Origin of the sequence: Symbiobacterium thermophilum IAM 14863, assembly GCF_000009905.1 — a bacterium.
Taxonomy (GTDB): Bacteria; Bacillota; Sulfobacillia; order Symbiobacteriales; family Symbiobacteriaceae; genus Symbiobacterium; species Symbiobacterium thermophilum.
Genome location: NC_006177.1, coordinates 3,006,852 through 3,030,273, shown reverse-complemented (window position 1 = coordinate 3,030,273; position 23,422 = coordinate 3,006,852). Strand labels below are relative to the sequence as shown.

Annotated in this window: 24 protein-coding genes and 1 pseudogene; 22 read left to right on the top strand and 3 right to left on the bottom strand. The window is 68.5% G+C overall.

The genetic code is table 11. The features are described from left to right. Positions 1 to 101: 101 nt before the first annotated feature. Positions 102 to 842 carry a 5-formyltetrahydrofolate cyclo-ligase gene (locus STH_RS14005; RefSeq protein WP_011196935.1) on the bottom strand — a complete coding sequence of 247 codons (741 nt, stop codon included), beginning with the start codon at positions 840 to 842 and terminating at the stop codon, positions 102 to 104. A gap of 394 nt (positions 843 to 1,236) precedes the next feature. Here STH_RS14005 and STH_RS14000 point away from each other — a divergent pair. From STH_RS14000 to STH_RS18140, 4 genes and pseudogenes are all read left to right on the top strand, one after another. Continuing rightward, positions 1,237 to 2,739 (top strand): annotated as a pseudogene (locus tag STH_RS14000) (ISLre2 family transposase). A 112-nt stretch (positions 2,740 to 2,851) separates the two neighbouring features. Continuing rightward, positions 2,852 to 3,313 (top strand): class I tRNA ligase family protein, encoded by a 462-nt coding sequence (locus STH_RS13990; RefSeq protein ID WP_011196932.1) that lies wholly within the window; start codon positions 2,852 to 2,854, stop codon positions 3,311 to 3,313. 77 nt (positions 3,314 to 3,390) lie between these two features. Next, positions 3,391 to 6,981, top strand: a complete 3,591-nt coding sequence (locus STH_RS13985; protein ID WP_011196931.1) for an ATP-dependent DNA helicase — start codon at positions 3,391 to 3,393, stop codon at positions 6,979 to 6,981. A 65-nt stretch (positions 6,982 to 7,046) separates the two neighbouring features. Then, on the top strand, positions 7,047 to 7,829 hold the full coding sequence (locus STH_RS18140) for a VOC family protein (protein WP_011196930.1): 783 nt from the start codon (positions 7,047 to 7,049) through the stop codon (positions 7,827 to 7,829). A 41-nt stretch (positions 7,830 to 7,870) separates the two neighbouring features. Here the strand turns inward: STH_RS18140 and STH_RS13975 are convergent, their stop codons facing one another. After that, positions 7,871 to 8,488 carry a class I SAM-dependent methyltransferase gene (locus STH_RS13975; RefSeq protein WP_011196929.1) on the bottom strand — a complete coding sequence of 206 codons (618 nt, stop codon included), beginning with the start codon at positions 8,486 to 8,488 and terminating at the stop codon, positions 7,871 to 7,873. A 194-nt stretch (positions 8,489 to 8,682) separates the two neighbouring features. On the opposite strand from STH_RS13975, the gene STH_RS13970 reads away from it, so the two are divergent. From STH_RS13970 to STH_RS13920, 11 genes are all read left to right on the top strand, one after another. After that, positions 8,683 to 9,528 (top strand): hypothetical protein, encoded by an 846-nt coding sequence (locus STH_RS13970; RefSeq protein WP_011196928.1) that lies wholly within the window; start codon positions 8,683 to 8,685, stop codon positions 9,526 to 9,528. A gap of 66 nt (positions 9,529 to 9,594) precedes the next feature. Then, the gene (locus tag STH_RS13965) at positions 9,595 to 10,554 is read left to right on the top strand and encodes a S66 peptidase family protein (RefSeq protein ID WP_011196927.1); all 960 of its coding nucleotides are present in this window, start codon (positions 9,595 to 9,597) and stop codon (positions 10,552 to 10,554) included. A 223-nt stretch (positions 10,555 to 10,777) separates the two neighbouring features. Then, the gene (locus STH_RS13960; protein ID WP_043714204.1) at positions 10,778 to 11,143 is read left to right on the top strand and encodes a cupin domain-containing protein; all 366 of its coding nucleotides are present in this window, start codon (positions 10,778 to 10,780) and stop codon (positions 11,141 to 11,143) included. Positions 11,144 to 11,429: 286 nt separating this feature from the next. Continuing rightward, positions 11,430 to 11,609: a hypothetical protein gene (locus STH_RS13955; RefSeq protein WP_043714202.1), complete on the top strand. Its 180-nt coding sequence runs from the start codon at positions 11,430 to 11,432 to the stop codon at positions 11,607 to 11,609. 173 nt (positions 11,610 to 11,782) lie between these two features. Continuing rightward, a complete protein-coding gene (locus tag STH_RS13950) occupies positions 11,783 to 13,069 on the top strand; it encodes a Glu/Leu/Phe/Val family dehydrogenase (protein WP_043714200.1) in 1,287 nt (428 codons plus the stop codon). A gap of 200 nt (positions 13,070 to 13,269) precedes the next feature. Then, on the top strand, positions 13,270 to 14,133 hold the full coding sequence (locus tag STH_RS13945) for an SPFH domain-containing protein (protein WP_011196923.1): 864 nt from the start codon (positions 13,270 to 13,272) through the stop codon (positions 14,131 to 14,133). A gap of 55 nt (positions 14,134 to 14,188) precedes the next feature. After that, positions 14,189 to 14,545, top strand: a complete 357-nt coding sequence (locus tag STH_RS13940; protein WP_011196922.1) for a hypothetical protein — start codon at positions 14,189 to 14,191, stop codon at positions 14,543 to 14,545. Positions 14,546 to 14,549: 4 nt separating this feature from the next. After that, on the top strand, positions 14,550 to 14,825 hold the full coding sequence (locus STH_RS13935; RefSeq protein ID WP_011196921.1) for a hypothetical protein: 276 nt from the start codon (positions 14,550 to 14,552) through the stop codon (positions 14,823 to 14,825). Between the two features lie 78 nt (positions 14,826 to 14,903). After that, positions 14,904 to 15,173: a hypothetical protein gene (locus STH_RS13930; RefSeq protein ID WP_197525183.1), complete on the top strand. Its 270-nt coding sequence runs from the start codon at positions 14,904 to 14,906 to the stop codon at positions 15,171 to 15,173. A gap of 13 nt (positions 15,174 to 15,186) precedes the next feature. Then, positions 15,187 to 15,642, top strand: coding sequence for a spore coat protein (locus STH_RS13925; protein ID WP_070105469.1), 456 nt, complete (start codon positions 15,187 to 15,189; stop codon positions 15,640 to 15,642). Positions 15,643 to 15,703: 61 nt separating this feature from the next. Then, a complete protein-coding gene (locus tag STH_RS13920; RefSeq protein ID WP_011196918.1) occupies positions 15,704 to 16,630 on the top strand; it encodes a Gfo/Idh/MocA family protein in 927 nt (308 codons plus the stop codon). A gap of 21 nt (positions 16,631 to 16,651) precedes the next feature. Here the strand turns inward: STH_RS13920 and STH_RS13915 are convergent, their stop codons facing one another. Continuing rightward, positions 16,652 to 17,869 (bottom strand): MFS transporter, encoded by a 1,218-nt coding sequence (locus tag STH_RS13915; protein ID WP_043714198.1) that lies wholly within the window; start codon positions 17,867 to 17,869, stop codon positions 16,652 to 16,654. A gap of 129 nt (positions 17,870 to 17,998) precedes the next feature. Here STH_RS13915 and STH_RS13910 point away from each other — a divergent pair, with 129 nt between their 5' ends. From STH_RS13910 to STH_RS13880, 7 genes are all read left to right on the top strand, one after another. Then, positions 17,999 to 18,844 carry an alpha/beta hydrolase gene (locus STH_RS13910; RefSeq protein WP_011196916.1) on the top strand — a complete coding sequence of 282 codons (846 nt, stop codon included), beginning with the start codon at positions 17,999 to 18,001 and terminating at the stop codon, positions 18,842 to 18,844. Positions 18,845 to 18,880: 36 nt separating this feature from the next. Next, a complete protein-coding gene (locus STH_RS13905) occupies positions 18,881 to 19,258 on the top strand; it encodes a MazG nucleotide pyrophosphohydrolase domain-containing protein (protein WP_011196915.1) in 378 nt (125 codons plus the stop codon). A gap of 122 nt (positions 19,259 to 19,380) precedes the next feature. After that, entirely contained in the window at positions 19,381 to 19,929 is a 549-nt protein-coding gene (locus STH_RS13900) for an RNA polymerase sigma factor (protein ID WP_043714196.1), read from the top strand. Continuing rightward, positions 19,926 to 20,468 carry a hypothetical protein gene (locus STH_RS13895; protein WP_011196913.1) on the top strand — a complete coding sequence of 181 codons (543 nt, stop codon included), beginning with the start codon at positions 19,926 to 19,928 and terminating at the stop codon, positions 20,466 to 20,468. The genes STH_RS13900 and STH_RS13895 overlap by 4 nt, the downstream gene beginning before the upstream one ends. Positions 20,469 to 20,483: 15 nt before the next feature. Further along, positions 20,484 to 21,659, top strand: a complete 1,176-nt coding sequence (locus STH_RS18940) for a hypothetical protein (protein WP_043714194.1) — start codon at positions 20,484 to 20,486, stop codon at positions 21,657 to 21,659. A 41-nt stretch (positions 21,660 to 21,700) separates the two neighbouring features. Continuing rightward, positions 21,701 to 22,627, top strand: a complete 927-nt coding sequence (sppA, locus tag STH_RS13885; RefSeq protein ID WP_043714192.1) for a signal peptide peptidase SppA — start codon at positions 21,701 to 21,703, stop codon at positions 22,625 to 22,627. 21 nt (positions 22,628 to 22,648) lie between these two features. Next, a complete protein-coding gene (locus STH_RS13880) occupies positions 22,649 to 23,323 on the top strand; it encodes a Yip1 family protein (RefSeq protein WP_011196910.1) in 675 nt (224 codons plus the stop codon). The last annotated feature ends 99 nt before the right edge of the window (positions 23,324 to 23,422 follow it).

Below are 23,422 nucleotides of genomic sequence, written 5' to 3'. Positions count from 1 at the left end.
GACAAGCTGTGCTCCAGGGAACGTCCGGCGGCCCGGCGAAGGTAGGACCGCATCGTTCAGTCTGCCCGCGCGGGTCCCGTGCGCAAGGGGATGGGACCCGGTTACGGGTTGCCGCCCTGCATCCGCCGCAACTCGAGCAAGGGCTGAAGCGCGCGGAGCCGCTCCGGCTCCAGGAGCGACCAGTCGATTTCGGTCGGCTGCGGGTGAGCCCGGCGCACGGCAATGGTCCGGGTGGGGGTGACGATGTAGTCGACCGAGATGTCGTGGGGGTCCCACGGCAGCTCCACCCCCAGCGGGTGGTCCGGCGCATCCACCACCTGGAGATCGTGGACGGCGGTCACCACCGGGGTGTCGGGCCGGAGCTTGCCCAGCCGGCAGAGCAGGGCGAACTCCATGTCGCCGTACCCGGCCCCCTTCCCGATCCGCACCCCCGTGGACTGGCTGACGGCCACCGTCCCGGCGACGACGAGATCGATCGGGTCGATCTCCTCCAGCCGCACCTCCCGGCCGAAGCGACGGAAGTTGGTCAGGCTGGTCGCCTCCCGCTCCCGTCCGGGTTCTACGCCCTCCAGGACGACAAAGCCGGCCGTCAGCCGCGGCGTCGGCATGTAGAGCTTCTTGCCGTCCCGCAGGACCATCGCCCGGATGGGGTGGAGCGGGGAGTCCGGCCCGACCTTGACGACCCTGGCCTGCCTGTAGACCTCCAGCTCCCGCAGCCGCGCTGCAGCGGCCGCGCTGCCCACAAAGTTGGGGATCCGCCCGTGGACCGGCTTCGGAAAGGCCGCCTGGCCGCGACGGGTCAGTTCATCCCACACCCACTGGCGGATCTGCCCTTTCTCCATCCCCGTTCCTCCCTGCTGTCGACCGCAGCCCCCTGCGGTTCGGTTGGGAAGCGTGCCCCGCTTTGCCGGCAGCTTTGTTCCAGGCCCAGATCGAGAGGAGGGGCCGAGGCGACGCTGCACATCGGGGACGGCGCCCCGAGGATGTTGGTCCGCACAGGCGCCGATGGAGCCTCCCCCAGTTCAGACGAGTCCGCCGCCGATCCGGTGCTGGACGATCCTCCTGCCCCGTTCTCTGGCAGACACGATAGACCGCACGGCCCGGGGCGGCACCGGCTACGCCGCCCTATGAGTAACATCAAATTGGGGCAAGCAGGATCAGCGAACGTGAAATAGTAAAGACCTCCCCTGAGTGGCGACACACTCAGAATCCCGAAGGATTCCGGGGGGAGGTCCTATGTTCAAGGTAGCGGATTCTGTGACGTCCTTCAAGGATCTTGTTCAGTGGCTGTTGGAGAAGCTGGCGGCGGATTTCTGCCAGCAGGTTGAGACGGTGCTGGCCGAGATAGAGAACCAGCGGGAGCGAGAGGAGAGCTTGAAGGGGTGGGAATCGATCGGGCCGCGTGAGCGGACGCTGGTCAGCCTCTTCGGGATGGAGATCCGGTTTCGGCCCCGTGGCTACCGACAGCGGCGACCGGACGGCAGCTGGGCATACCGCTATCCGCTGGACGAGATGCTGGGGCTATTGCCGGAGGAGCGCTTCTGCCCGCTGGTGCAGGAACTGGCGGTGGAGCTGGCGGCCAGGATGTCGTTTCGCGAGGCGGCGACTGTGCTGCGGGAACACCTGAGGGTACCTGTCAGCCACCAGGAGGTGCACCGGTGGCTGCAGGAGGCGGGACAGGAGCGGGATCGGCAGTTTCGTGAAGAGGTGCAGGCGGTTTTTGAACGGGGTCAGGCACCTGAGAGCGAAGGCCGTGGCGCTGAGATGGTGGTGATCGAGGCAGACGGCATGTACATTCCCCTGCAGCGGGAACGCCAGAGAGTGGCGGAGTTGAAGCTGGCCGTGATGCACGAGGGATGGGAGGCCGAGAGCCCGGCAGGCGAGCGGTTCCGGTTAATGAACAAGGCGGTCTGGGCCGGGTACATGCAGGCAGAGGCGTTTTGGGAGCGTGGGGATATCTGCTTTGCGCAACGGTACGACCCGGAGAAGGTGGGACGGGTGATCGTAAATGGCGATGGAGCGGAGTGGATCAAGGAAGCGCGAAAGCACTTTTCGAACGTAGAACTGTACCTGGACCCGTTCCACCGGAATCGGGCAATTCAAGAGGCGCTGGGCTTTGCGCCGGATCTGGTCAGGCGAGCGCTGAATGCGGTGCGCAGCGGGGACCTGAAGGGTCTTGGGCGAGTGTTGAACGAGGCGGTGGCTGTGGCCCGGGGCGAGGACCAGGTAAAGTGAGTGAAGGAACTGCGGCGCTACCTGAAGGCGAACTGGGACGGGTTGTTGGATTGGCGTGGCGGCCCAAAGCCTGCGCCTGAAGGCGCGAGAGGTCTCGGTGCGGCGGAGGCCGAGATTAACCATGTCCTTGCGGTGCGGATGACAAAGAAGGGGATGAGCTGGGGAACGAGCGGGGCGCACCACATGGCGCAGATTCGCTCTCTGGAGGCCGAAGGGCAGCTCAAGCACTGGCTGGGCGGATGGCAGAAGCGGCGCTGGCCCGAGGCGAAGGCTGTCGACCGGCGCCATGGTCCGTGCCGGGTCATCGAGAGATTGGCCACGACGGACCCTGCAGGCTGGTTGGCGGCACGGCTGCCTCTGTTGGCGAGCGCGGCAGGAAACAGCGAACTGGGCCGGCGATTGAAGCGTCTGGCGCAGGCCGTGCCGACCTCAGAACTCATCTCCCGCGGACAGCCGGCTCCGTGGCGCAGCCGCATGATCCCCACGCGGCAGGCGAGTGCGTAGAAAGCGCAGGAGGGTTTGTCCAGGGGCGCACTGTGCTTCGATATTTGCCTTCGCAATTGCTGAACGCATACTCAGGGAGAGGACGCTTACCCCACTTTGACTTGACAGCTACGTGCCGGCCGGCGGCGAGCCCGGGGAGCGGGAGCAGGCGCTGGCCCGGGAGTGCGCCGCGGCCGTCGGGGAGTACCGGTCGCACCTGCGGAGCGTGGAGTTCCGCAAGGCCGTGCAGGCGATGCGTCGGCTCTGCACCCTGGGCAACCGCTACCTAGAGGACCGGGCCCCCTGGAACCTGGTGAAGGAGGACCGGGAGGCGGGGGCCATGGTCCTGCGCACCGCGCTGAACCTGGTCCGCATCTTCGCGCTTGCGGCGGAGCCGATCCTCCCCTTCACCGCCCAGAGGGTGTTCGACGCCCTGCAGTTGACGCCGGATGAACGGAAGGTCCCCCTGCAGCGGTGCGTCGACCTGTCTGCGCTGGCTCCGGGCAGGCAGTTCCAGCTCATCCCGCCGCTGTTCCGCCGCCTGGAGGCCGCCGAAGTGGAGCGGCTGAAGGCGCGGTTCGGGGGGCGGGACTGAGGCAGGGAATTCCGGACGCAGGCTGGAAATGTCTGTGGCAAGACGACCCTGGGTCGGGAAGGGTGGGAGTTGGTTGCATGGTTCACATTTCTGCCCGCGTGGCCTGGCATCTGGACGGATGGAACGGGCGCATCTGCTCGCGGCCCGAGGCCAACACGTACTGCATCGGCCCCTATTCGTACCCGGGCACGATGATCGCCGAGCAGCGGGACCTGCCGTGGGAGCAGGCCCATCGCGGCTGCACCTGCACCAAGGACGTTATTCCGCCCTGTATGTACAGCGTGAACGCCTTCGGTTCCGAGACCACCACGGCGTATGCCGTCACGCCGGAGTGGTTCCACGATGAGGACAGAGTCGAATGGGAGATGCCGCCGTCCACGGTCTGCATCTGGCCGTATGAACTGATGTATGAAGACGACGTACGCCAGCCCAACGGCGGCTTCAACTACGAGCTGCGGCGGGAGAAGGCGCGTCGGTACTTCGAGGAGATCCAGGAGAGCAAGAGCTTAATCTTCTACTATGCAAACTACAGCAACCCATTCAGCGACGACGAGCAGCGGCGATACGTTCTGGTGGGTCTCTCCCGGGTGAAGGCGGTCGGCCCCGAGCTGGTGTACCGGAACGTGAGCCGCGAGACGCGGGAGCGTTGGGGCGGGTACGTCTGGCAGCGCGCCGTGACCTCACACTATCCGGACGAGGGGATGCGAATCCCGTACCACGTGTACATGGACCGGCCCGAAGTCCTTCACCGCATCGCCCTGTTCCCGGACAACCCGCGCAACTTCAAATATGGAACGCGGCACATTTCGGACGACGACGCACTGGTACTGGTGGAGCGCTTCCTCGAAGTGGCGACGACCTTGCAGGAGATCGGCGACCAGACCGAGGACTGGCCACGGCGCATTGCGTGGCTGCAGGGCCTGATCGCGGAGCTGTGGAGGGAGCGGGGGCTCTACCCCGGCCTTCCCGCGGTGCTGAAGCTAATCCGCTTCACCCAGGCCATCCCGTGGTTCAAGGTGCAGGTAGGGAGCGGACGCGAGGCGGCGGCCCGGGACCTTCTGTTCGACTTCCTGGACGGAAATGCCTCGGCTGTGCCCGGCCTGACGCTCGCCCCGAACGAGATCGCCGGCGTTCGCAAGCGGTGGCTGCTTTACAACGACGACCAGCGGCATCTGCTGCGGGAGGTGTTCCCGCGCTTCGACCTTCGGGAAGACCAACTGGAGCGGATCCTGGCGGACGACCGGGAGGCGTACGGCATCCGGTCGTCCCTGCGGGAGATCGCGGCCAACCCGTACATCCTCGCGGAGGAGTTCGTCGGGGAGGACCAGGACGACACGATCTCGTTCCACAAAATCGACCACGGGATGCTGCCGTCGCCGCACCTCGGCGGCGCACCGCTGGCGGAGGTTGACGACTGGCGGAGGCTGCGGGCCCTGTGCGTCGAGCATTTGAAGCGGGAGACGCGCAGCACCTTCCTGCCGGCCGCGGAGGTGCTGGAGCGGGTCAACCGCCGCCTGGATCCCCTACCGGAGTGGAAGCGGACGCACTTCTCCGAGGGCTACCTGCGCGCTTACCGGGAAGAGCTGGCGGCCGCCCTGGTCGTTCGGGAACACGACGGAAAGCCGTACCTCTACCTCCGGACCGTGTACGAGGACGAGCGGCTGGTGGAGGAGACGATCCTCGGCTTGGTCCGCCGGCCGGACATTTCCCTTAGGTCGCCGGTAACGGCCCAGCACTGGCGCGCGTTCCTGTACGATCCGCACAGTCCGCTCTGCAGGCTCGACGCCGGCGAATACGAGGCCGCGATCCAAAGCCAGGTCGAGGTGTGCCAGAAGATCTTCGTCCGCCCGCTGTGCGTACTGTCGGGGTCGGCAGGCACCGGCAAGACGACGGTCATCAGGGCGTTGATCCAGGCCATTGAGAAGGCGCACGGGTCGGGTTCGTCGTTCCGGTTGCTTGCGCCCACCGGCAAGGCCGCCGACCGGATCCGGGAGCGGACCGGCAAGGAAGCCGAAACCGTCCATGCCTTCCTCGCCCGGCTGGGCTGGCTCAACGACAACCTGACGTTCAAGCGGAGCGGGGGTAGGCAGGAGGACTCGGTCCGAACCTACATCATCGACGAAGCCTCGATGCTGAACCTCGAACTCGTGGCGGCGCTGTGTCGCGCCATCCACTGGGGCAGCGTGCAGCGTGTGATCTTCGTTGGGGACACCAACCAGCTGCCACCGATCGGCCGGGGAAAGGTGTTCGCGGACCTGATCGCGTGGCTCCGGGAGGCCGGGTTCGATCAGAGCGTCGGCATGCTCACCACCAACCTGCGCCAGATGGAGAACCGGCTGCTGGGCCAGGGGACTGGCATCCTCGACCTCGCGGCGCTGTACCAACAGCGCCCCTGCGCCGAGACGGACTCCGCCGACGAGACGGAGGCCGCGGAAGAGATTCTTCGGAGGGTCCAGGAAGGCGGCGACGTCGATAAGGACCTCCGGGTGATCTACTGGTCGGGCTACGAGGAGCTCGAGGCTGCCCTGATCGACTGCATCATCCGGGACATGGAAGCCGACACCGGCAGGAAGTACGATCCGGATAGGCCCTGGGAGCTGTGGGCTGCGGCGTTCGGCCGGGACCGGGGGCCCGGCAGGCCGGAGTACCAGCAGGTACTCTCTCCGTACCGGGGGGACACGGTCGGAACCGAGTACCTGAACAGCGTCCTGCAGCAGTGCGCCAACCAGCGCATGTTGGAAGAGCCGGGAACGCTAGGGGGCGTCACCCTGTATGACAAGGTGATCCAAGTCCGGAACCGCCCGCGGTCTAACCCCATCTGGGCGTGGAACGCAGACCAGGGGAGGCCGGAACAGATAGAGGTGTACAACGGCGAACTCGGGTTTGTGTATCCTCATAAACTGGACAAGCTGCGGCTCAGGTCGCTGGAGCGGTTTCAGGTCGTGTTCCCCCGGAAAGGCTCTTACCGGGTGGGTTACGGTCGCAATCCCGGCTTCGGCCCGAACCGGCGTCCCCTGCCCGCGGAGCCGGTGGAGGACAACCTGGAACTGGCTTACGCCATCTCCGTGCACAAGTCTCAAGGCAGCGAGTTCGACCGGGTCTATTTTGTGGTCCCCAAGAACAGGCGCACACTGCTCTCGCCGGAGCTGTTCTACACCGGACTCACCAGAGCCCGTCGCCACTGCACCCTGCTGGTGGAGGAGGACATCTCGCCCCTGCTCAGCATGCGCCGCCGGGAGAACTCGAGCCTGGTGACGATCAATTCCTCCCTGTTCCGGTTCCAGCCTGTGCCCGAGGCGCTGAAGCAGCGGGCGGACTGGTACGCGGAAGGCAAGATCCACCGAACCCTGGCCGACATCATGGTGCGCTCCAAGTCCGAGGTCATCATTGCGAACATGCTGTTCGAGCGGGACATCCGGTTCCAGTACGAAGTGCCGCTCTACGCCCCCGACGGGACCTTCTACCTGCCGGACTTTACAATCACGTGGCACGGGGAAGAATGGTACTGGGAGCACGTGGGTCTGCTTACCGACGAGCGCTACCGCAGGCACTGGGAAGAGAAGCGGAAATGGTACGACCGCTTCTTCCCCGGGAGGCTGGTGGTGACCTTTGAGTCCGGCAACCTGAGCAAGGACGCTGAGGCGATCATCGCCAGGTACTTCTCGTAGCCGCGCGTGATCCGGGAACGGTCCCGGCCGTGCTCGCCCCATCACACCCAAGCAGGAGAAACCGGATGGAAGCACTGTTTGCGCCGCGCCTCGGCGGGGTCTTCAGCGCCGACATCGCCGTTCCCGAACACGAACGGGAGCTGCGCTTCTATGCCCGGGTGCTCCGCACGGGGCCGAATCCCCTCTGGTGCGAGGATCTCATGAACAACCTGGGCATCCCCATCATCGGCCTGGGGCCGCGGATGCCGGAGTACGCACACCTGCCGCTCCAGTGGATGCCGCACATCCAGGTGGCGGACGTCGCCGCCAGCGTGCGCCGAGCGCTGGACCTGGGCGGGCGCGCGCTCATGCACCAGAAGGACGCAGCCGGCAACAGCCAGTGGGCCGTGTTGCAGGATCCGAACGGGGCGGCCTTCGGCGTCATCCCGGTCATTCCCCGGGAGGCGATCCCGCCTGTGCCCCCTGCCGCCGGCCCGGTCGGCCGCATCGCCCGGCTCGATCTCACGGTTTCCGACGCAGCCGCCGCCCGCGACTTCTACCGGGAGGTCATCGGCTGGTCGGTGCAGGACGTGCCGGTGGAGGACGGCGACGGGCGGTACGCCGACTACGCCATGCTCGGCGGCGACGGCCAGGGCGCGGCGACCATCCGCCACGCGCGCGGCCCCAACGCCGGTCTGCCGCCGGTCTGGATGCTGTACCTGACCGTGGGGGACATCGCGGAGAGCCTCCGCCGGGCCGAGGCGGAGGGCGGAAGGGTGATCAAGGAAGTGAGGGACCGGGACGGCGCGTACGTCTGCGCAGCCATCCAGGACCCGGTGGGCGTCTGTTTCGGGTTGGTGCCGGGGTAGGAGCGACCCCGGCGAGCCGGGGCGCCGACCGGCGGACCCGCTCAGGCGGAACCGGCGCCGGGCCGGGCGTGGATCAGCTTCAGCAGGTCGCCCCTGACCGGCTCCACCTTCTCCACCTTCAGGCCCGCCAGCCGGACGTTCTCCACCGTCCGGCGGTTGATATGGCAGCCGATAATGCCCGCGACCAGGGGGGCCGCCAGGTCCATAAGCGGGCCGATGATCGGGCGGTCAATGCGCACGTGTTCCAGCAGCAGGATGCGCCCGTCGGGCCGGCACACCCGGCCTGCCTCGCGCAGCGCCCGGACCGGATCGGGGATGGTGCAGAAGACGTAGCTGGCCACCACCGTGTCGAAGCTGGCGTCGGGGAACGCCATCTCCTGGGCGTCCATCTCCAGCAACGTCACCGGCACCCGACAGGGCTTGCTGCGGGCGCGGGCGAGCATCCCCGGGCTGAGGTCGATGCCCACCAGCTCCGTGGTGACCGACGGGTGGTAGAACGGCAGGTTGTGACCCGTGCCCACCCCGATCTCCAGCACGCGGCCCCGCGCCTCACGGACCAGCCGCTCCCGCCACGGGGCGTACCCCGCCCCCATGTCGAACCAGCGGGCGTTCCGATCGAGTTTACGCCGCAGCGCGTCGGTTTTCCGTTTCCGGTCCATCTTCGCCGTAGCCCCCCTGTGGTACTGGGGTAGGCCATCTCGCCCCCGGAATGGCGGTCTCCCGCCGCTGGGGGGGGTTCCGTTCATTCCCCCATAGGGGAGGACTATTCGCCATTCAGCGAACATTCCTTCTTAATATCGAGTCGTGCGACGGCGCACGGAAGGCAGGCGTATGACCGAAAGGGTGATGTTCGTTGGCGAATGTCCTGGAGCGCGGGATCGCGGTGTGGCGGCGCCACTGGCCGGGGCTGTTCCTCGCGTGCCTGGCGGTCGCGGTGGTGCCGGGGCTCACGGTCGCGCTGGTGGGGGCGCTGCTCGGGCTGCTTCCGGTCAGTCTGGCGGACGCGCTGGTCCTGCTGCTGCCCGTGCAGTTCGCCGGTCAGGGGGCGGACGTGACCCTATTCTTCGGGCAGAAAGGTTCGTGGGTTCTCCTGGTGCTGTACGGCGTGCTCGTCCTTCTGGGATCCGCCGGAATCCTGGGCATCCTGTGGACCGTGGTGCATGAGGGCCGCGCGCCGAAGGCGTCGGATTTCCTCGGGGGCATCCGGCGGTACGCGGGCCGGCTGGTCGGGGTGCGGGTGCTGTGCGGCCTGGTGCTGGTGGCGGCCGCCCTGGCGGCTGGTCTGGTGTACGTGCTGGCCGGGTCCGTGCTGGCGGGCTGGCTGGTGCCCATCGCCGGCCTGGCGGCCCTCTTGGCGGGCATCAGCGCGGTGCTCTACGCGGATTTCGCGCTGGTGGTCGAGGAAGGCACCGCCACCGAGGCGATGGGAGACAGCGTCGGCGTGCTCACCGAACGCTGGCGGGAGGCTGTGGGGGCCGCGCTCATGTTCATCCTGATCTCGGTCGCCGGCGAGGCGGCAGGCTGGCTGGTGGCCAGGATCATCCCCGGGCTGCCGGGGCTCCTGCTGAGCCTGCTTCCGGTGGCGCTGGCCGAGAGCATCCTCCTTGCGTACCTGGCGGTGCGGTACGTCGAACACGTCCATCGCGGCATCTACGGCCGGGACGGCCGGTTTGCCATCGATGAGCGAAAGGCCGGGTGAGCGGCCGGCGGGCGGGAGATCGTCCGTCGGGTGTGACCCCACGTGCAGCGGAGGAGGGGACGCGGGATGACGGGTGCCGCGGTGCGCAGACCCCGGCCCGTGCCGCTGGGCGGGACGGTGGGCGTGGTGGCCCCTGCGGGACCGGTGCCGCCGGAGGCGCTGGAGGAAGGGCTGAGGCGGCTCCGGGCGTGGGGGTACCGAACCGTCGTCGGGGAGGCGGTGCTGGACCGGCGGGGTTACCTGGCCGGCGCCGACGACCGGCGGGCGGAGGACTTCAACCGGATGTGGGCCGATCCCGCGGTGGATGCGGTGATCTGCGCCCGGGGCGGATACGGGGCGATGCGGATCCTGCGGCGGATCGACTGGGAGCTGATTCGGCGCAACCCCAAGTTCTTCTGCGGCTTCTCCGACATCACGGCGCTGCATCTGGCCATGGCTCGGGAGGCGGGCCTCGTCACCTTCCACGGCCCGATGGTCGCGGCCTTTGGCGGCGCGCACGGGTACAACGGTGCTGGGCTGCGCCGGGCGCTGCAGCAGGTGGGGCCGCTGGGGGAGATGCCATGGCCGGACCCGGCGGAGGAGGGGGCGCCCCGGCCCCTGACGATCCGGTCGGGCGTGGCCGAGGGTCGGCTGATCGGGGGTAACCTCACCCTGATCGTCTCGCTGCTGGGCACCCCGTGGGAGCCGGACTTCACCGGCTGCATCGTGCTGCTGGAGGACGTGGATGAGGCTCCCTACAGGGTGGACCGGATGCTGGTCCAGCTGCTGCTGGCCGGCAAACTCCAGGGGGCGGCCGGCATCCTCTTCGGGGACTCGCCCACGTGCATGCACGGGCCGCCGGACCGGCCCTCGCTGACGCTGCCGGAGGTGCTGACGGAACTGCTGGGCCCTTTGGGAATCCCTGTCCTCTACGGTTTTCCCTGCGGTCACGGCCCGCACCGGGCAACCCTGCCGCTGGGCGTGCGGACCCGGCTGGATGCGGCGGGCGGCACGCTGACGATCCTGGAACCGGCGCTGGAGCCGTAGGTCCGGCAGGGCCGCATTTTGCGCGGGGCTGCCCAGGACGGGGTGCGCCGGAGGGCCGGGGAACATAATATAGGGGTAAACCGCGGAGAGGAGCATGGGCGTGTACGGTCAACCCGCCTATCCATATCCCTGGTATATGCCCCCCCACTACTGGTGGCCGGGCAGTCCACCGCGCGTCCCGCAGCCACAGCCGGCGCTCAGGGACCGCGGGAGGACGCCGTACGTGGTGAATATCGCCCAGGCGGCCAGGCAGAACCGCAACTTCCGCACCGCATTGTGGACCGGCGAGCACTTCCAGGTCACGCTGATGAGCATCCCGGTGGGCGAGGACATCGGGCTGGAGGTCCACCCCACGACGGACCAGTTCGTGCGGATCGAAGAGGGCCAGGGCCTGGTGCAGATGGGCCCGACCCGCGACCGGCTGGAGTTCCGGCAGATGGCGTACCCCGGCTCCGCCGTGATGATCCCGGCGGGGACGTGGCACAACATCACCAACACGGGCAACCGGCCGCTGAAGGTCTACGTGATCTACGCGCCGCCGGAGCACCCGTTCGGAACCATCCACCCGACGAAGCCCGAGGAAGAGTAGCATGGACACGCGGGGATGCCGCGCCGTCGCCACGGAAAACGGCGCGGGCTGCATGCGCAGACCGGGCGCGCCTCGTTACAGAGGCCGCCCGGTTCATCTTTGCAGGCTTCGTCTTCGCCGGTCCGAGCCCTGTCCATCGCATGCTCCCCCGCTGCGCATGGCGGATGTGCAGTCGTATCAGAAATGCTTGACAGATTATTGTCCACTGCCCCATTATCGTAACTGGGTGCCAACCCCGGGCGGCCCGGGTTGGCAGCCGGGACCGACGGAGGGGGAGGGCCTCGGAATGGCTGGATTCCTTGTCGCGCTGCTCTGGCTCGCTTCCATCTTGATTTTCCTGTGGATCTGGGACGACGCGACGCGGCGGCACGGCCAGAACATCGGGTGCCTCTGGGCCCTGGCGGTGCTGGCACTGGGGCCGATCGCGATCATCGCCTACTTCCTGTTCGGGCGTTCCGAGAACTAGGGATCAACCCCCGCCCCTCGGTGGGCGGGGAACTTTGTGTGCAGGCGGCTTCGCCTTATTCGCTGTTCAAATCGATTTGATTCGTTTTTTTGTCTTGGCACAGCCCCTTTCCCTCCGCTATACTAAAGCCCTAAAGGCATAAAGTGAGAGGCGTCACGAATGGGGGGAAAGAGATGGGCGGCGCTCAAAATCCGTTTCTGATTGCGCAACAGCAGGTTCGGAACGCGGTGGCGGCGTTGGGCGAGAGCGAGGAGCTGTTCGAGCTCCTGAAGGCGCCGGCCCATTTCATCGAGGTGCAGATCCCGGTGCGCATGGATGACGGGAGCCTGCGCGTGTTCACCGGGTACCGGAGCCAGCACCTCACGACCCTCGGGCCCGCCAAGGGAGGCATCCGGTTCCACCCGGCGGTCACCGCCGATGAGGTGAAGGCCCTCTCCATGTGGATGACGTTCAAGACGTCCGTGGTGGGGCTCCCCTACGGCGGCGGCAAGGGCGGCGTCGTCGTCGACCCGCGCAAGCTCAGCCTGGGCGAACTGGAGCGGCTCTCCCGCGGCTACGTGCGGGCGATCTGGCCCTACCTCGGGCCCGACAAGGACATTCCTGCCCCAGACGTGAACACCAACGCGCAGATCATGGGCTGGATGACCGACGAGTACGAGACCATCGTGGGCGCCAGCTGTCCGGCCGTGTTCACGGGCAAGCCGCTCTCCATGGGCGGCTCGCTGGGCCGCGAGGAGGCCACCGGCCGGGGCACCGTCATCACCATCCGCGAGGCCCTGGCGTACCTGGGGCTGCCCGTGGCGGGCGCCCGGGTGGCGGTGCAGGGCTTCGGCAACGCCGGACAGCACGCGGCGCGGCTGCTGGAGGAGCTGGGAGCCGTCCTGGTCGCGGCCAGCGACAGCCGTGGCGGCATCGTCTGCCCCGGCGGAATGCGCGTGGCCGACCTCATCGCGTACAAGCAGGCGACGGGCAGCGTCGTCGGCTTCCCTGGCAGCCGGGCCACCGACCAGTTCGGGGTGCTGACGGCCGACTGCGACATCCTGGTGCCGGCGGCCCTGGAGAACCAGATCGACGCCGAGGTGGCCAGGTCCATCCGGGCCCGCGTGGTGGCCGAGGCGGCCAACGGCCCGACGACGCCCGACGGTGACCACGTCCTGGCGCAGCGGAAGATTTTTCTCATCCCGGACATCCTCGCCAACGCAGGCGGCGTGACCGTTTCGTATTTTGAGTGGGTGCAGAACCGGAACCAGTATTACTGGACGGCGGAGGAGGTCAACGCCCGGCTGGAACAGCGCATGGTGGCCTCCTTCCGCGACGTGGTCGCCATGGCCGAGCGGCACGGTGCCTACACCCGGACGGCGGCCTACATGTACGCCATCCACCGCATCGCCGAATCGCTGCGGATGCGGGGGCTGCTCAGGGCGCCGGCCCGCCAGGCGCTCCGGGCGGCGGCCGGCTAATCGGCCGGAACCTGCGCATATGCTGGAGCCGTCCCTCCCGGGCTCTGCCGGAGGGACGGTTTTTTGCGCGGGCGACGGGATTCGGCGGCGCAGCGGCGAATCAATGGCTGTGGCAGCCTGAAGGAGCCGAATGAGAAGAAGAGGAGGGATCCGGGTTGCAGACGCGTGAGCAGGAACCCGTGGTCGCGGTCCCGGAACGTATGGTGAAGGCGTTGCCCGGCTGGATCGGCCTCGTGACTGTGCTGCTCCTCATCGGGCTTTCCATCTGGCTGTTTGCCCTGGGTCTGCCTGACGCCCCGTGGCTCAGGCCGTCGCCTGTCCTCCTGGCGGCCTCGGCCGTGCTGTTCCTGGTCGCCTGCATCTGCTGCAACGGGCTCTTCGTCGTGCAGCCGAACCAGGCGCGTGTGCTGGTTCTGTTCGGCCGCTACACCGGCACCGTGAAGGCCGACGGGTGGTATTTCGTCAATCCACTGGTCTCCAAGCGGCCGGTCAGCCTGCGGGTGCGCAACTTCACCTCGCCGCAGCTGAAGGTGAACGACGCCAACGGCAACCCCATCGAGATCGCGGCGGTGGTGGTGTGGCGGGTGGTGGACACCGCCCGGGCGGTGTTCAGCGTGGAGGACTACAACGCCTTTGTGGAGGTCCAGTCCGAGACCGCCATCCGCCACCTGGCCAGCCAGTACCCCTACGATGACGGCCTGAACGAGGGCGAACTGTCCCTCCGGGGATCGGCGGAGGAGGTTGCGCTGGCCCTGAAGAAAGAACTGCAGGACCGGCTGGAGATGGCCGGCATCGCGGTCATCGAGGCCCGCATCTCGCACCTGGCGTACAGCCCCGAAATCGCCGGCGCCATGCTGCAGCGGCAGCAGGCCGCGGCCATCATCGCGGCCCGGCAGAAGATTGTCGAGGGCGCGGTCTCCATGGTGGAGATGGCCCTCGACATGCTGGACCAGCACCGGAAGGTGGAGCTCACGCCGGAGCGGAAGGCTGAGCTGGTGGCAAACCTGCTGGTCGTCCTCACCAGCGACCGCGCCGCCACGCCGACCCTGCCGCTGGCGCGCTAGCGGGGCGCGCCGCCCGGCTCTCACCGGGCCACACTAGGCACGAGGTGAGCCTGCTGTGAGCGAGCGCGCGGCGATCGCGACGTCGTGCTATGATCATCTGGGCGGGCCGCTGGGCGAGCGCCTCGCCCGTCGGCTCATGGAACTGGGGTGGGTGACGGCGGAGCCGGCCCCCGGCGTGACCCCGGAGGGGTGGGGGGGCTTCGCCCGGCTCGGCCTGGACCTCTCTCCCCTGCCGGCAGGACGGCGCAAGCCCGTGGCCCTGTGCGGGAAGCACATCGGCGCCCATCTGGGTTTCCTGCTGCGCCGGCATCTGCTGGAGGCGGGCTGGATCGAGCGGACGCCGGACGGGTTCGCCCTGACCCCGGCGGGTGAGGAGGCTCTCCGCCAACTCGGCGTCGACCTGGAGGACTGACGGTATGAACCGCATGCTGCACGAGACCCTGGCCATCGTCGGTTGGAGTTTCCTGGGCGCGACGGCGATCGGCGTCGTCGGTGCGCTCCTCTTCCGGTGGCCCATCACGGTGACCTACATGCTGAGCGTGCTCACCATCGGGCCGGCGCTGGCGGTCCTGCGCGGCCGAGACCGCAGCCGGGACCCGCTGGAGCTGGGCGAGCGGGCCGGGGTGGAGCTGGTCGCCATCCTCATCCTGCTCGGCATCGGCTGGCTGGCCGGCCAGTACCTCGGCGTCTGAGCTGTCGGACGCGGCATGCGCCTCCCGGCACAAGGGCAACCTATGGGCGTGCCCTGTCGAGAGGAGGATGATGCCAGGATGCAGTACCAGACGGGCGGCATGATGCCGCTCACCGAGAAGGACCTGTCCTACCTGAAGGACATGATGTCCTGGGAGCTGTTGGCGGCCAAGAAGGCGTACCACTACGCCAACGAGACCCAGGACGCGGAGTGCCGGCAGGCGATGTTCCAGATCGCCGAACAGCACCAGCGCAACCTGGAGCGGTTGCTCACCCACCTCCACGAGCATGTCAACCAGCCCACGACGATCGCCGTGTCGGGCGCCGATGCGCCGACCGTCGTCATGTGAGGAGGGGAGAGCCATGCAGCAGCAAGGGGTGCAGCCCCAGTTCAGCATGCAGGGCGGCCACCTGATCATGGCGCACCAGGAGCAGACCGGCCTGCCCAAGGTCAAGGACCCGTCGATGAACGACCGCGACCGCATGCAGGACCTGCTGGCGCAGGAGAAGTACCTGACGTCCGGCTACAACATGGCCCTGATTGAGGCCAGCCACGATGCGCTGTTCGACGTGATCAAGCAGAACTGCGACGCCAGCTACCAGATGCAGCGGCAGATTTTCAACCTCATGTTCAAGAAGGGCTGGTACAAGCTGCCCGTGGCCGACGCGCAGATGGTGCAGCACACCTTCCAGCAGTTCGTGCAGTACCAGACCCAGTTCCCGTTCCCCCCGGGCCCGCAGGTCGCGCAGATGGCCGCGCAGACGGCCTCCGGCCAGGCCGGCGGCCAGGGAGGCGGGATGCAGGCCAACCGTCAGTAGTCAACCGGCACAACAACGGCGGCGGAGAGCTCTCCGCCGCCGTTTCTGAGGAGGGGATACCGTGCGCGCTCCCATCACCCTGGCCGTGGTCGGGCTGGGCAACATCGCCCGGAAGGCTCACCTGCCGGTGCTCACCAGCCATCCGGAGGTGGAGATCATCGGCCTGTCCAGCCGCACCGGGCGGAACGTGGATGAGCTGGCCGCGCAGTACCGGCTGCGGCTCCGGGCCCGCACGTTTGCCGAGATCCTGGCCGCGCGGCCCCGGGCCGCCTACCTGCTCAGCGCCACGCCGGCGCACCGGGAGCAGGCGATCGCCCTTATGGAAGCCGGCATCGACGTGTTCATGGAGAAGCCCCTGGCCGACAACCTGGTCGACGCCGAGGCGATCGCGGAAGCAGCCGGCCGCACGGGCCGGCTGCTGATGGTCGGCTTCAACCGCCGTTACGCTCCCGCCTACCGCCGGGCGAAGGCCTTGTTTCACGACTCGGGCAGAAGGATCGAGTACGTGCTGGTCCAGAAACACCGCACCGGTGGCGGGACGCGCTGGCCGCTCCGGTTCTACGTGACCGACGACGTCATCCACATCATCGACCTGGCCCGGTTCTTCGCCGGCGACCTGCAGCTGCGGACGGCCTGCGCCCGCACCGGGCTGGTGGCCGCGCAGATGGAGTCGGCAGACGCCACCCTGGTGCAGCTGTCCCAGAGCTTCAGCGCCGGGGCGGTCACCGAGCGGGTCGAGCTGCACGGCGGCGGCCTGACGGTCATCGTCGAGGAGATGGAGCGGCTGGTCGTCCGGGAGGACGGGGCCGAGCGGGTGGAGCCGCTCTTCGGGTCGTGGACGCCCACCCTGCAGAAGCGGGGCATCGCGCCCGAGCTGGAGCACTTCCTCGCCTGCCTGCGGGAGGGGCGGACGCCGGAGACCTCCGTGGCCGAGGCGCTGGCCACGCAGCGGCTGGCGGAGGAGATCCTCCGGGCCGCGGGCGGCTGAGCGGGGCCGGGGACCGGGCGATCAGGCCCGGGCCTCCGCAGCGGGCTCCTTCTCGCCCTTGGTCACCAGCAGCATGCAGAGGGCGGCCAGGGCCATGAACAGGATGCCCAGCGGGAAGAAGAAGCGGTAGCCGTAATGGTCGAAGACCCAGCCGAACAGGGGCGGTCCGGCGATGTTGGCCATCGACGAGAAGAGGTAGTACATGCCGGTGTAGGCGCCGATCTGGCCGGGACCGGCCATCTGCGTGATCATCGGGTAGGAGTTGATGCTCACCCACGACCAGGCGAAGCCGACCAGGGCGAACAGGTACCAGGCGGACTTCAGGTTCGCCTGCAGATCCAGCAGGAAGAAGGCCAGGATCATCAGGAGGAGGCCGCCGAGGATGGTCCGCTTGCGGCCCAGCCCCTTGAACCGGCCGATGCCGTCGGCCAGGAAGCCTGAGGGGATGGCGAAGAGGAGGAACGCCCCGCCGGAGAACGTGAGCAGGCCGGCGACGTCGGCCTCGTGCATCCCAAGATGTTCGCGGCCGTAGGTGGTCACCCACGTCTCCAGGGAGTTGTAGGCAACGAACCAGCAGAAGATGGCCAGGAGCATGAAGATGGCGCTGCGGTCCCGGATGAGGGCGAACTGGAACCGTTCGGACTTCTCGGTGCTGTGCTCCGGCTCACGGATGAAGAAGTAGAAGATCGCGGTGATCCCCAGCAGCAGCAGCGCCGAGGCGACGAAGGGCAAGCCGGGGTACATGCGGTAGAGGATGGCGCCGCCGAACATGGCCACGATGTACGCCAGGCCGCCCATGAAGTTGATGATGCCGTTGGCCTTGGAGCGCAGCGGCGGCGGGGTGACGTCAGGCATGAGCGCCACGATCGGCGAGCGCCAGCAGGCCATGGAGAGGTTCATCAGGACGGCTGCCCCGAGCAGGAGCCAGAGGCTGGTCTCCCAGCCCACCGGGATGAGCATGAGGAAGAGGGCGGAGAGCGGGGCGAAGACCAGCAGGTACGGGATGCGGCGCCCGAAGCGGGTCCGCGTGCGGTCGCTCAGGAAGCCGACCAGTGGCGTCAGCGTGAGCGCCAGCCAGTTGTCGATGGTCATCAGATACCCGATGGTCGCCTTCGCTTCGATGTACCTGGCATAGAAGATGGGCATGTAGGCGTTGTAGAGCGGCCACACCAGGCTGACCCCGAAGAAGCCGAGACCGATGATGAACGTATTCTTCCAGTTCAATCGCAATTGGGTCATCGCCGAGCTCGCCTCCGTTCGCTGATGCTTCACACATTCGTGCCCCTGTCAGAGAATCCCTGCCAAGAGGAAATGTGCGACAGGTTAACGAATCTGGCTTCCATAACAGAGCCGAACGGAGGAGAGGCCATGAGGGAGAGAAGCGGCACCCTGTCGGGCCTCGGCGGGCTGAAACTGTACTACCGCTGCTGGGAGCCCGAGCATGTTCAGGGCAACCTGGTGCTCGTGCACGGGGCGGGCGAGCATGTGGGGCGATACGAGCACGTCGCGGCCTGGTTCGCCGGCCGGGGCTTCGCGGTCTGGGCGATGGACCACCGGGGGCACGGGCGGTCCGAAGGCACGCGGATGCACGTGGACCGGTTCTCCGACTACCTGGTGGATCTGGCGGCGTTCGTGAAGCTGGCCGCGGAGGCGCACGGCCGGCCGGTGATGATCGGCCACTCCATGGGCGGGCTCATCGCCTACCGGTATGCCGCGGCGCACCCGGAGACCATCTCGGCCCTGGTGCTCTCGTCGCCATGGTTCCTGAGCCGGGCGAAGGTGAGCCGGCTGGAGCAGGCGCTGGCGCCGGTCCTGGCGGTGATCTCCCCGCGGTTGCAGGTGAAGTCGGGCATCCCGCCCGAGATCTGCACCCGGGACGCTGAGCGGATCGCCCTGGACCAGAAGGACCCGCTGCGCTGCCAGACGGCCACGCCCCGCTGGTTCGTGGAGTGCACCCGCGCCGCCGCGGAGTGCCGCACCCGCGTCGCCTTCCCCGAGGGGCTGCCTGCGCTCTTCCTGGTGGCCGGCACGGATCATCTGGTGGATCCGGAGGCCACCCGCGCGGTCTTCGATCGCATTGGGCACGGGGACAAGCGGTTCAAGCTCTATCCGGAGAAGTACCACGAGATCTTCAACGATCCCGGCCGCGAGGAGGTCTTCGCCGAGATCCTGGACTGGCTGCGCGCCCACGGACTGGCGCCGCAGGCAGACTGAGCGGGATACGCACAACCACCGCAGAGGAGGCATGCCATGTTCCCGAACGCGATGCGTACCATTGCCGATTTCCAGGCCTTCCACCGGTGGCTGGATGAGCAGAAGGGATGGGGCCCGGATCTGAAGCTGAACATGGTGCTGCTCGCCGGTGAGGTGGGCGAGGTGGCCAACGAGCTGCGCAACATCTTCTGGCGGGCCAGCCTGCTGGAACCCGAGATGGGCGAGGAGGCGGCCCGGGAGGCCGCTTTGGCGGAGTACCGGGAGAACCTGGGCTTCGAGCTGGCGGACTGCCTGGCCTACATCTTCAAGATCGCGAACAACGCGGGGATCGACCTGGAGGCGGCCTACAAGGCCAAGATGGCGAAGAACGTCCAGCGCCAGTGGACCGCGCCGCCGCCGGGGAATCACCAGTAGGGCGCGCCGCCCCCTGCCGTGGGCAGTCGGGGCGGCCTTTTCCTTGGGAACAGAACTCTGCACGGCAGGGTGAAAGAAAACCGCGGGATGGCCGGTAGGTAAGAGTGGAAGGGGGGAAAGGGGTGGTCGAGCAGGAGTGGATCCGGCGGGCGCAGGGCGGCGATGCCGAAGCCTTCGCCGCGCTGGTCCGGCTGCATCAGGACGGCGTCTACGGCTTTTGCCTGCGGATGACGGGCAGGCGGGAGGACGCGCTGGACCTCACCAGCGAGGCCTTCCTCCGGGCCTACCGTTCCCTGGCCGGCTTCGATGTCACCCAGCCCTTCCGCCCCTGGCTTCTGCGCATCGCGGCCAACCTCTGCCGCGACCACCTGCGGGCCCGGCAGCAGCGTCCCGCCCCCGTGGAGGACGCGGTGCTGGCCGACTTGCCGGACCCGGCCCCCCCGCCGCCCGGCCAGGTCCTCGCGGTGCACGACCGGGCCGCCGTGCGGCAGGCGGTGGCAGAACTGCCTGAGCCGTATCGGACTGCGGTGACCCTGCACTACTTCAACCACCTGTCGTACCAGGAGATCAGCGAGGTTCTGAACATCCCGGTGGGAACGGTCGGCACGCATCTCCACCGGGCCAAGCGACTCCTCCGGAAGCGTCTGGTGGAACAGGAGGTGGCCACGTGAACGCCAAGGGCTGCTGGGACGATATGACGCTGGACCTGTTCCGCATGGGGCTCCTGGAGGAAGCAGAGGCCGAGGCGGTGCGCGGCCACGTGCAGAGGTGCGCAGCGTGTCAGGTCCGCCTGGGCGCGCTGGACCTGGAGGACCTGCGTCTTGAGGCCGCCCTCGCACTGACCCGGGAGGAGGCGAAGGCCCTGGCGGCCGCGGACCTGCCGGGGCGGCTGGCGGCCCGGGTGAGCGTCGGCCGGAACGGGGCCCGGGCGCTGGCCGTCGGGCTGTCCGGCCTGGGTCTGGCGGCCGTGGCCGGGCTGCAGGGCGCGGTGCTTCCGTGGCTGCAGGGCTTGCCCCTGGGAGGGTGGATGACCGCCGGCCACTGGGCGCCTGAGCTCGCCGGCCGCCTCCTGCGGTCCGCCCGTTCGTTCCTTTTCGCCCCGCCTACGTCGCGGCACAACGTCCTCGTCCCCCTGCTGGCCGCCGGCCTGGTGATCATCCTGCTGAACCTCCGGCACCGCCGGCGCCGGCTGTCTCCTTTCCACCACTGAAGGCAGGTGAACCGAATGCGCCGATGGAGAATCTGGCTGGTCCTGACCCTGGCCGCGCTGGCCGCGGCTGTGTCCACCGTCGGGGCGGCCGCCGCGGGCGGTCCCGAGGCGGGCCGGCCCCCGATCGCCGCCGGCGAGGAGCAGGTGATCATCCCGGAAGGGGAGAGGCTGGAGGATGACCTGGTCGTCAACGCGGAGAAGGGCGCGGCGGTCTACGGTACGCTGGCGGGCGACCTCATCCTCCTGGGCGCCGATGCGGTGATCACCGGCACGGTGGAGGGGGACGTGATCGGCTACGCCAACCGGGTGTGGATCTCGGGCCAGGTGCTGGGCAACGTGCGAGTGCTGGCCCTGGAAGCGGTGACCATCGAGGGCCGGGTGGGCCGGAGCGCCATAACCGTCAGCCAGAGGGCGACCCTGGGCCCGGAGGCGGAGATCGGGACCACGTGGTTCGCCCTGAGCGGTGACGTGGAGCTGGGGGGAACGGTCGGGCGGAGCCTGTTTGCCACGGCTAGCCGCGTTACCGTGTCGGGGGAGGTCGGCGGGGATCTCAGCCTCCACGGGTACGACCAGGCCCGGGTGCTGCCCGGCGCCGTGGTGCGTGGCGGCATCCTGGCTGTCGCCGACCGGCCGCCGGTGGTCGACGACGGGGCCAGCGTCGGCGAGGTGCGCTTCGTCGCCCGCGAGGGGGCGACACAGCCCCTGCTGACCATGGACGGCTTCGCGCTCGGGCGTCTGGCCGGCTTCGCAGCGGTCGGGCTTCTGGTCACCTGGCTGGCGCCGGGGCTGCTCGGCTCGTTTCAGAGGCGGGTTTCAGGCCACTTCTGGGCCACCCTGGCCGTCGGGGCCGGGCTGCTGGCCGGCGTCCCCGTGCTGGCGCTGGTGCTGATGCTCACGGTCGGCGGCATTCCCGCCGCGCTGATGGTGGTGCTGCCGCTGTACGCGGCGGCCATCTACCTGGGCCAGGTCTTCGTCGCGGGCTGGCTGGGATGGGCGATTCTGGGCCGGGTGCGGGGCGACGGGCAGGCACCGCGGTCTGCGGCCTTCCTGCTGGGGCTGGTCTGCCTCACCCTGTTCTCCCGTCTGCCCTACGTACGGTACGTGGGCTCGTTCCTCGCGGTCAGCCTGGCCCTCGGCGGCCTGAGCCTGACCCTGGGGCCGTGGATCAGGCGCATCGCGCGAGAGGACTAGAAGGAAGCTGACAAATCCCCTGAAGAGGAGTGAAGAACACCATGAAGCGTTGGATTGCGGCCGGCGCGATCGTCGCCATCGTCGTTTTGTCGCTCGCCGTGGCCTTTTGGCAGGGCACCGGCCGGGAGGTCGGCAGCCCGAAAGGGCCATCCGGCGGACAGGTGGCCCTGGTGCGGGTGGAGGGGACCATCGTGTCCGGGGAAGGCTCCGGCAGCCTCCTGAGCGGCGCCGGCGCCGGTTCGGAGACCATCGTGAAACACCTGGACCGGGCGGCGGAGGACCCGGCGGTGAAGGCCGTCGTCCTGCGGGTCAACAGCCCGGGCGGAAGCGTGGTCGCCTCCTGGGAGATCGCGGAGGCGGTCCGGCGGGTGCAGGACGCCGGGAAGCCGGTGGTGGTCTCCATGGGCGAGAGCGCCGCCTCGGGCGGCTACTGGATCTCGGCCGGGGCGGACCGGATCATCGCCAGCCCGGACACGATGACCGGTTCCATCGGGGTCATCCTGCAGGTGGGGAACCTGTCCGAGGTATATGAGAAGGTCGGCTACAAGACGTACACCTTTAAGAGCGGACCGTTCAAGGACATGGGCAGCCCGGATCGGGAGATGACCGACGCCGAGCGGGACCTCCTGCAGGACCTGGTGGACGAGACCTACGAGGCCTTCGTCCCGGTCGTGGCCGAGGGCCGTGGCATGGACGAGGCACAAGTCCGGAAGATCGCCGACGGGCGCATCCTGACCGGCCGGAAGGCGTTGGAGCTGGGGCTGGTCGATGAGCTGGGCGACCTGAAGCGCGCGGTGCAGGTGGCGGCAGAGCTGGCCGGCCTGCCGGGGGAGCCGGAAGTGCGGGAGATGAACCGCGCCAACGGGCTGTTGGGGGCTCTGCTGGGCCGGGGGATCCTCCCGCCCGCCTCCCTGGGGCTGCCGAGCGGCCTGTACGCCCTGGAGCCGGGGCCGGTGAGCATCCGTTAGTGCGAGTGGAGGGTTAGACCGATGACGGAACCGTCTGCGCAGAACGGCGCGACTTCGGTGTGGGATCTGATGCTCGACGTCTTCATCGCCCCGGGGAGGGCGATGGCCAAGATCGCGGACGAGCGGCCCGTGGGCGCCGCCGCATGGGTGGTGACGGGGCTCGCGGTCTTCACGGGCCTCCTGGGGATGGCCTCCGCGCGGGATGCCATGGCGCTGGACCCCGGCCTGTTGCCCTCGGACGTCCCGCCGGAGGTCGTGGAGGTCATCCAGGCGTTGACGGGGTCGGCCTCGGTGTTCGGCGCGGTCGTCGGGATCCTCGCCAGCGTGCTGTGGTGGTTTGGCCGGGCGGCCATCTACGGGTTGATCGGCGAGCTGATGGGCGCGGCGCGGGACGGCCGGGCGATGCTCGCCACCCTGGGCTTTGCCGGACTGCCGGCGCTGCTTCAGGCCCCGCTGAACCTCATGCTGAGCCGGCTGGGCCTGACCTGGCTCTCCGCGCTCGTCGGAATCGTGTTCTGGGTCTGGCTGCTGGTCCTCACGGTGCTGGCCCTGCGGGCCGCCCTGCGGGTGGATACCGGGCAGGCCGTGGTGATCTTCCTGATTCCGGTCGGCGTCGCCGTGGCGCTGGCGGTGCTGGTGGGCGTGGGCCTGGCGGTCGCCCTGGTCAGCATGGTCGGTCGGATCCCGACGCTGTAGCCCGGGGAGGCGCCCCGCGGCGGCACACGGCACGGAGCCGGTCCCCGGCACGAGGAAGGACCGGGTGATACGAAGAGGGAGCCGTGGGGTAACCCCGGC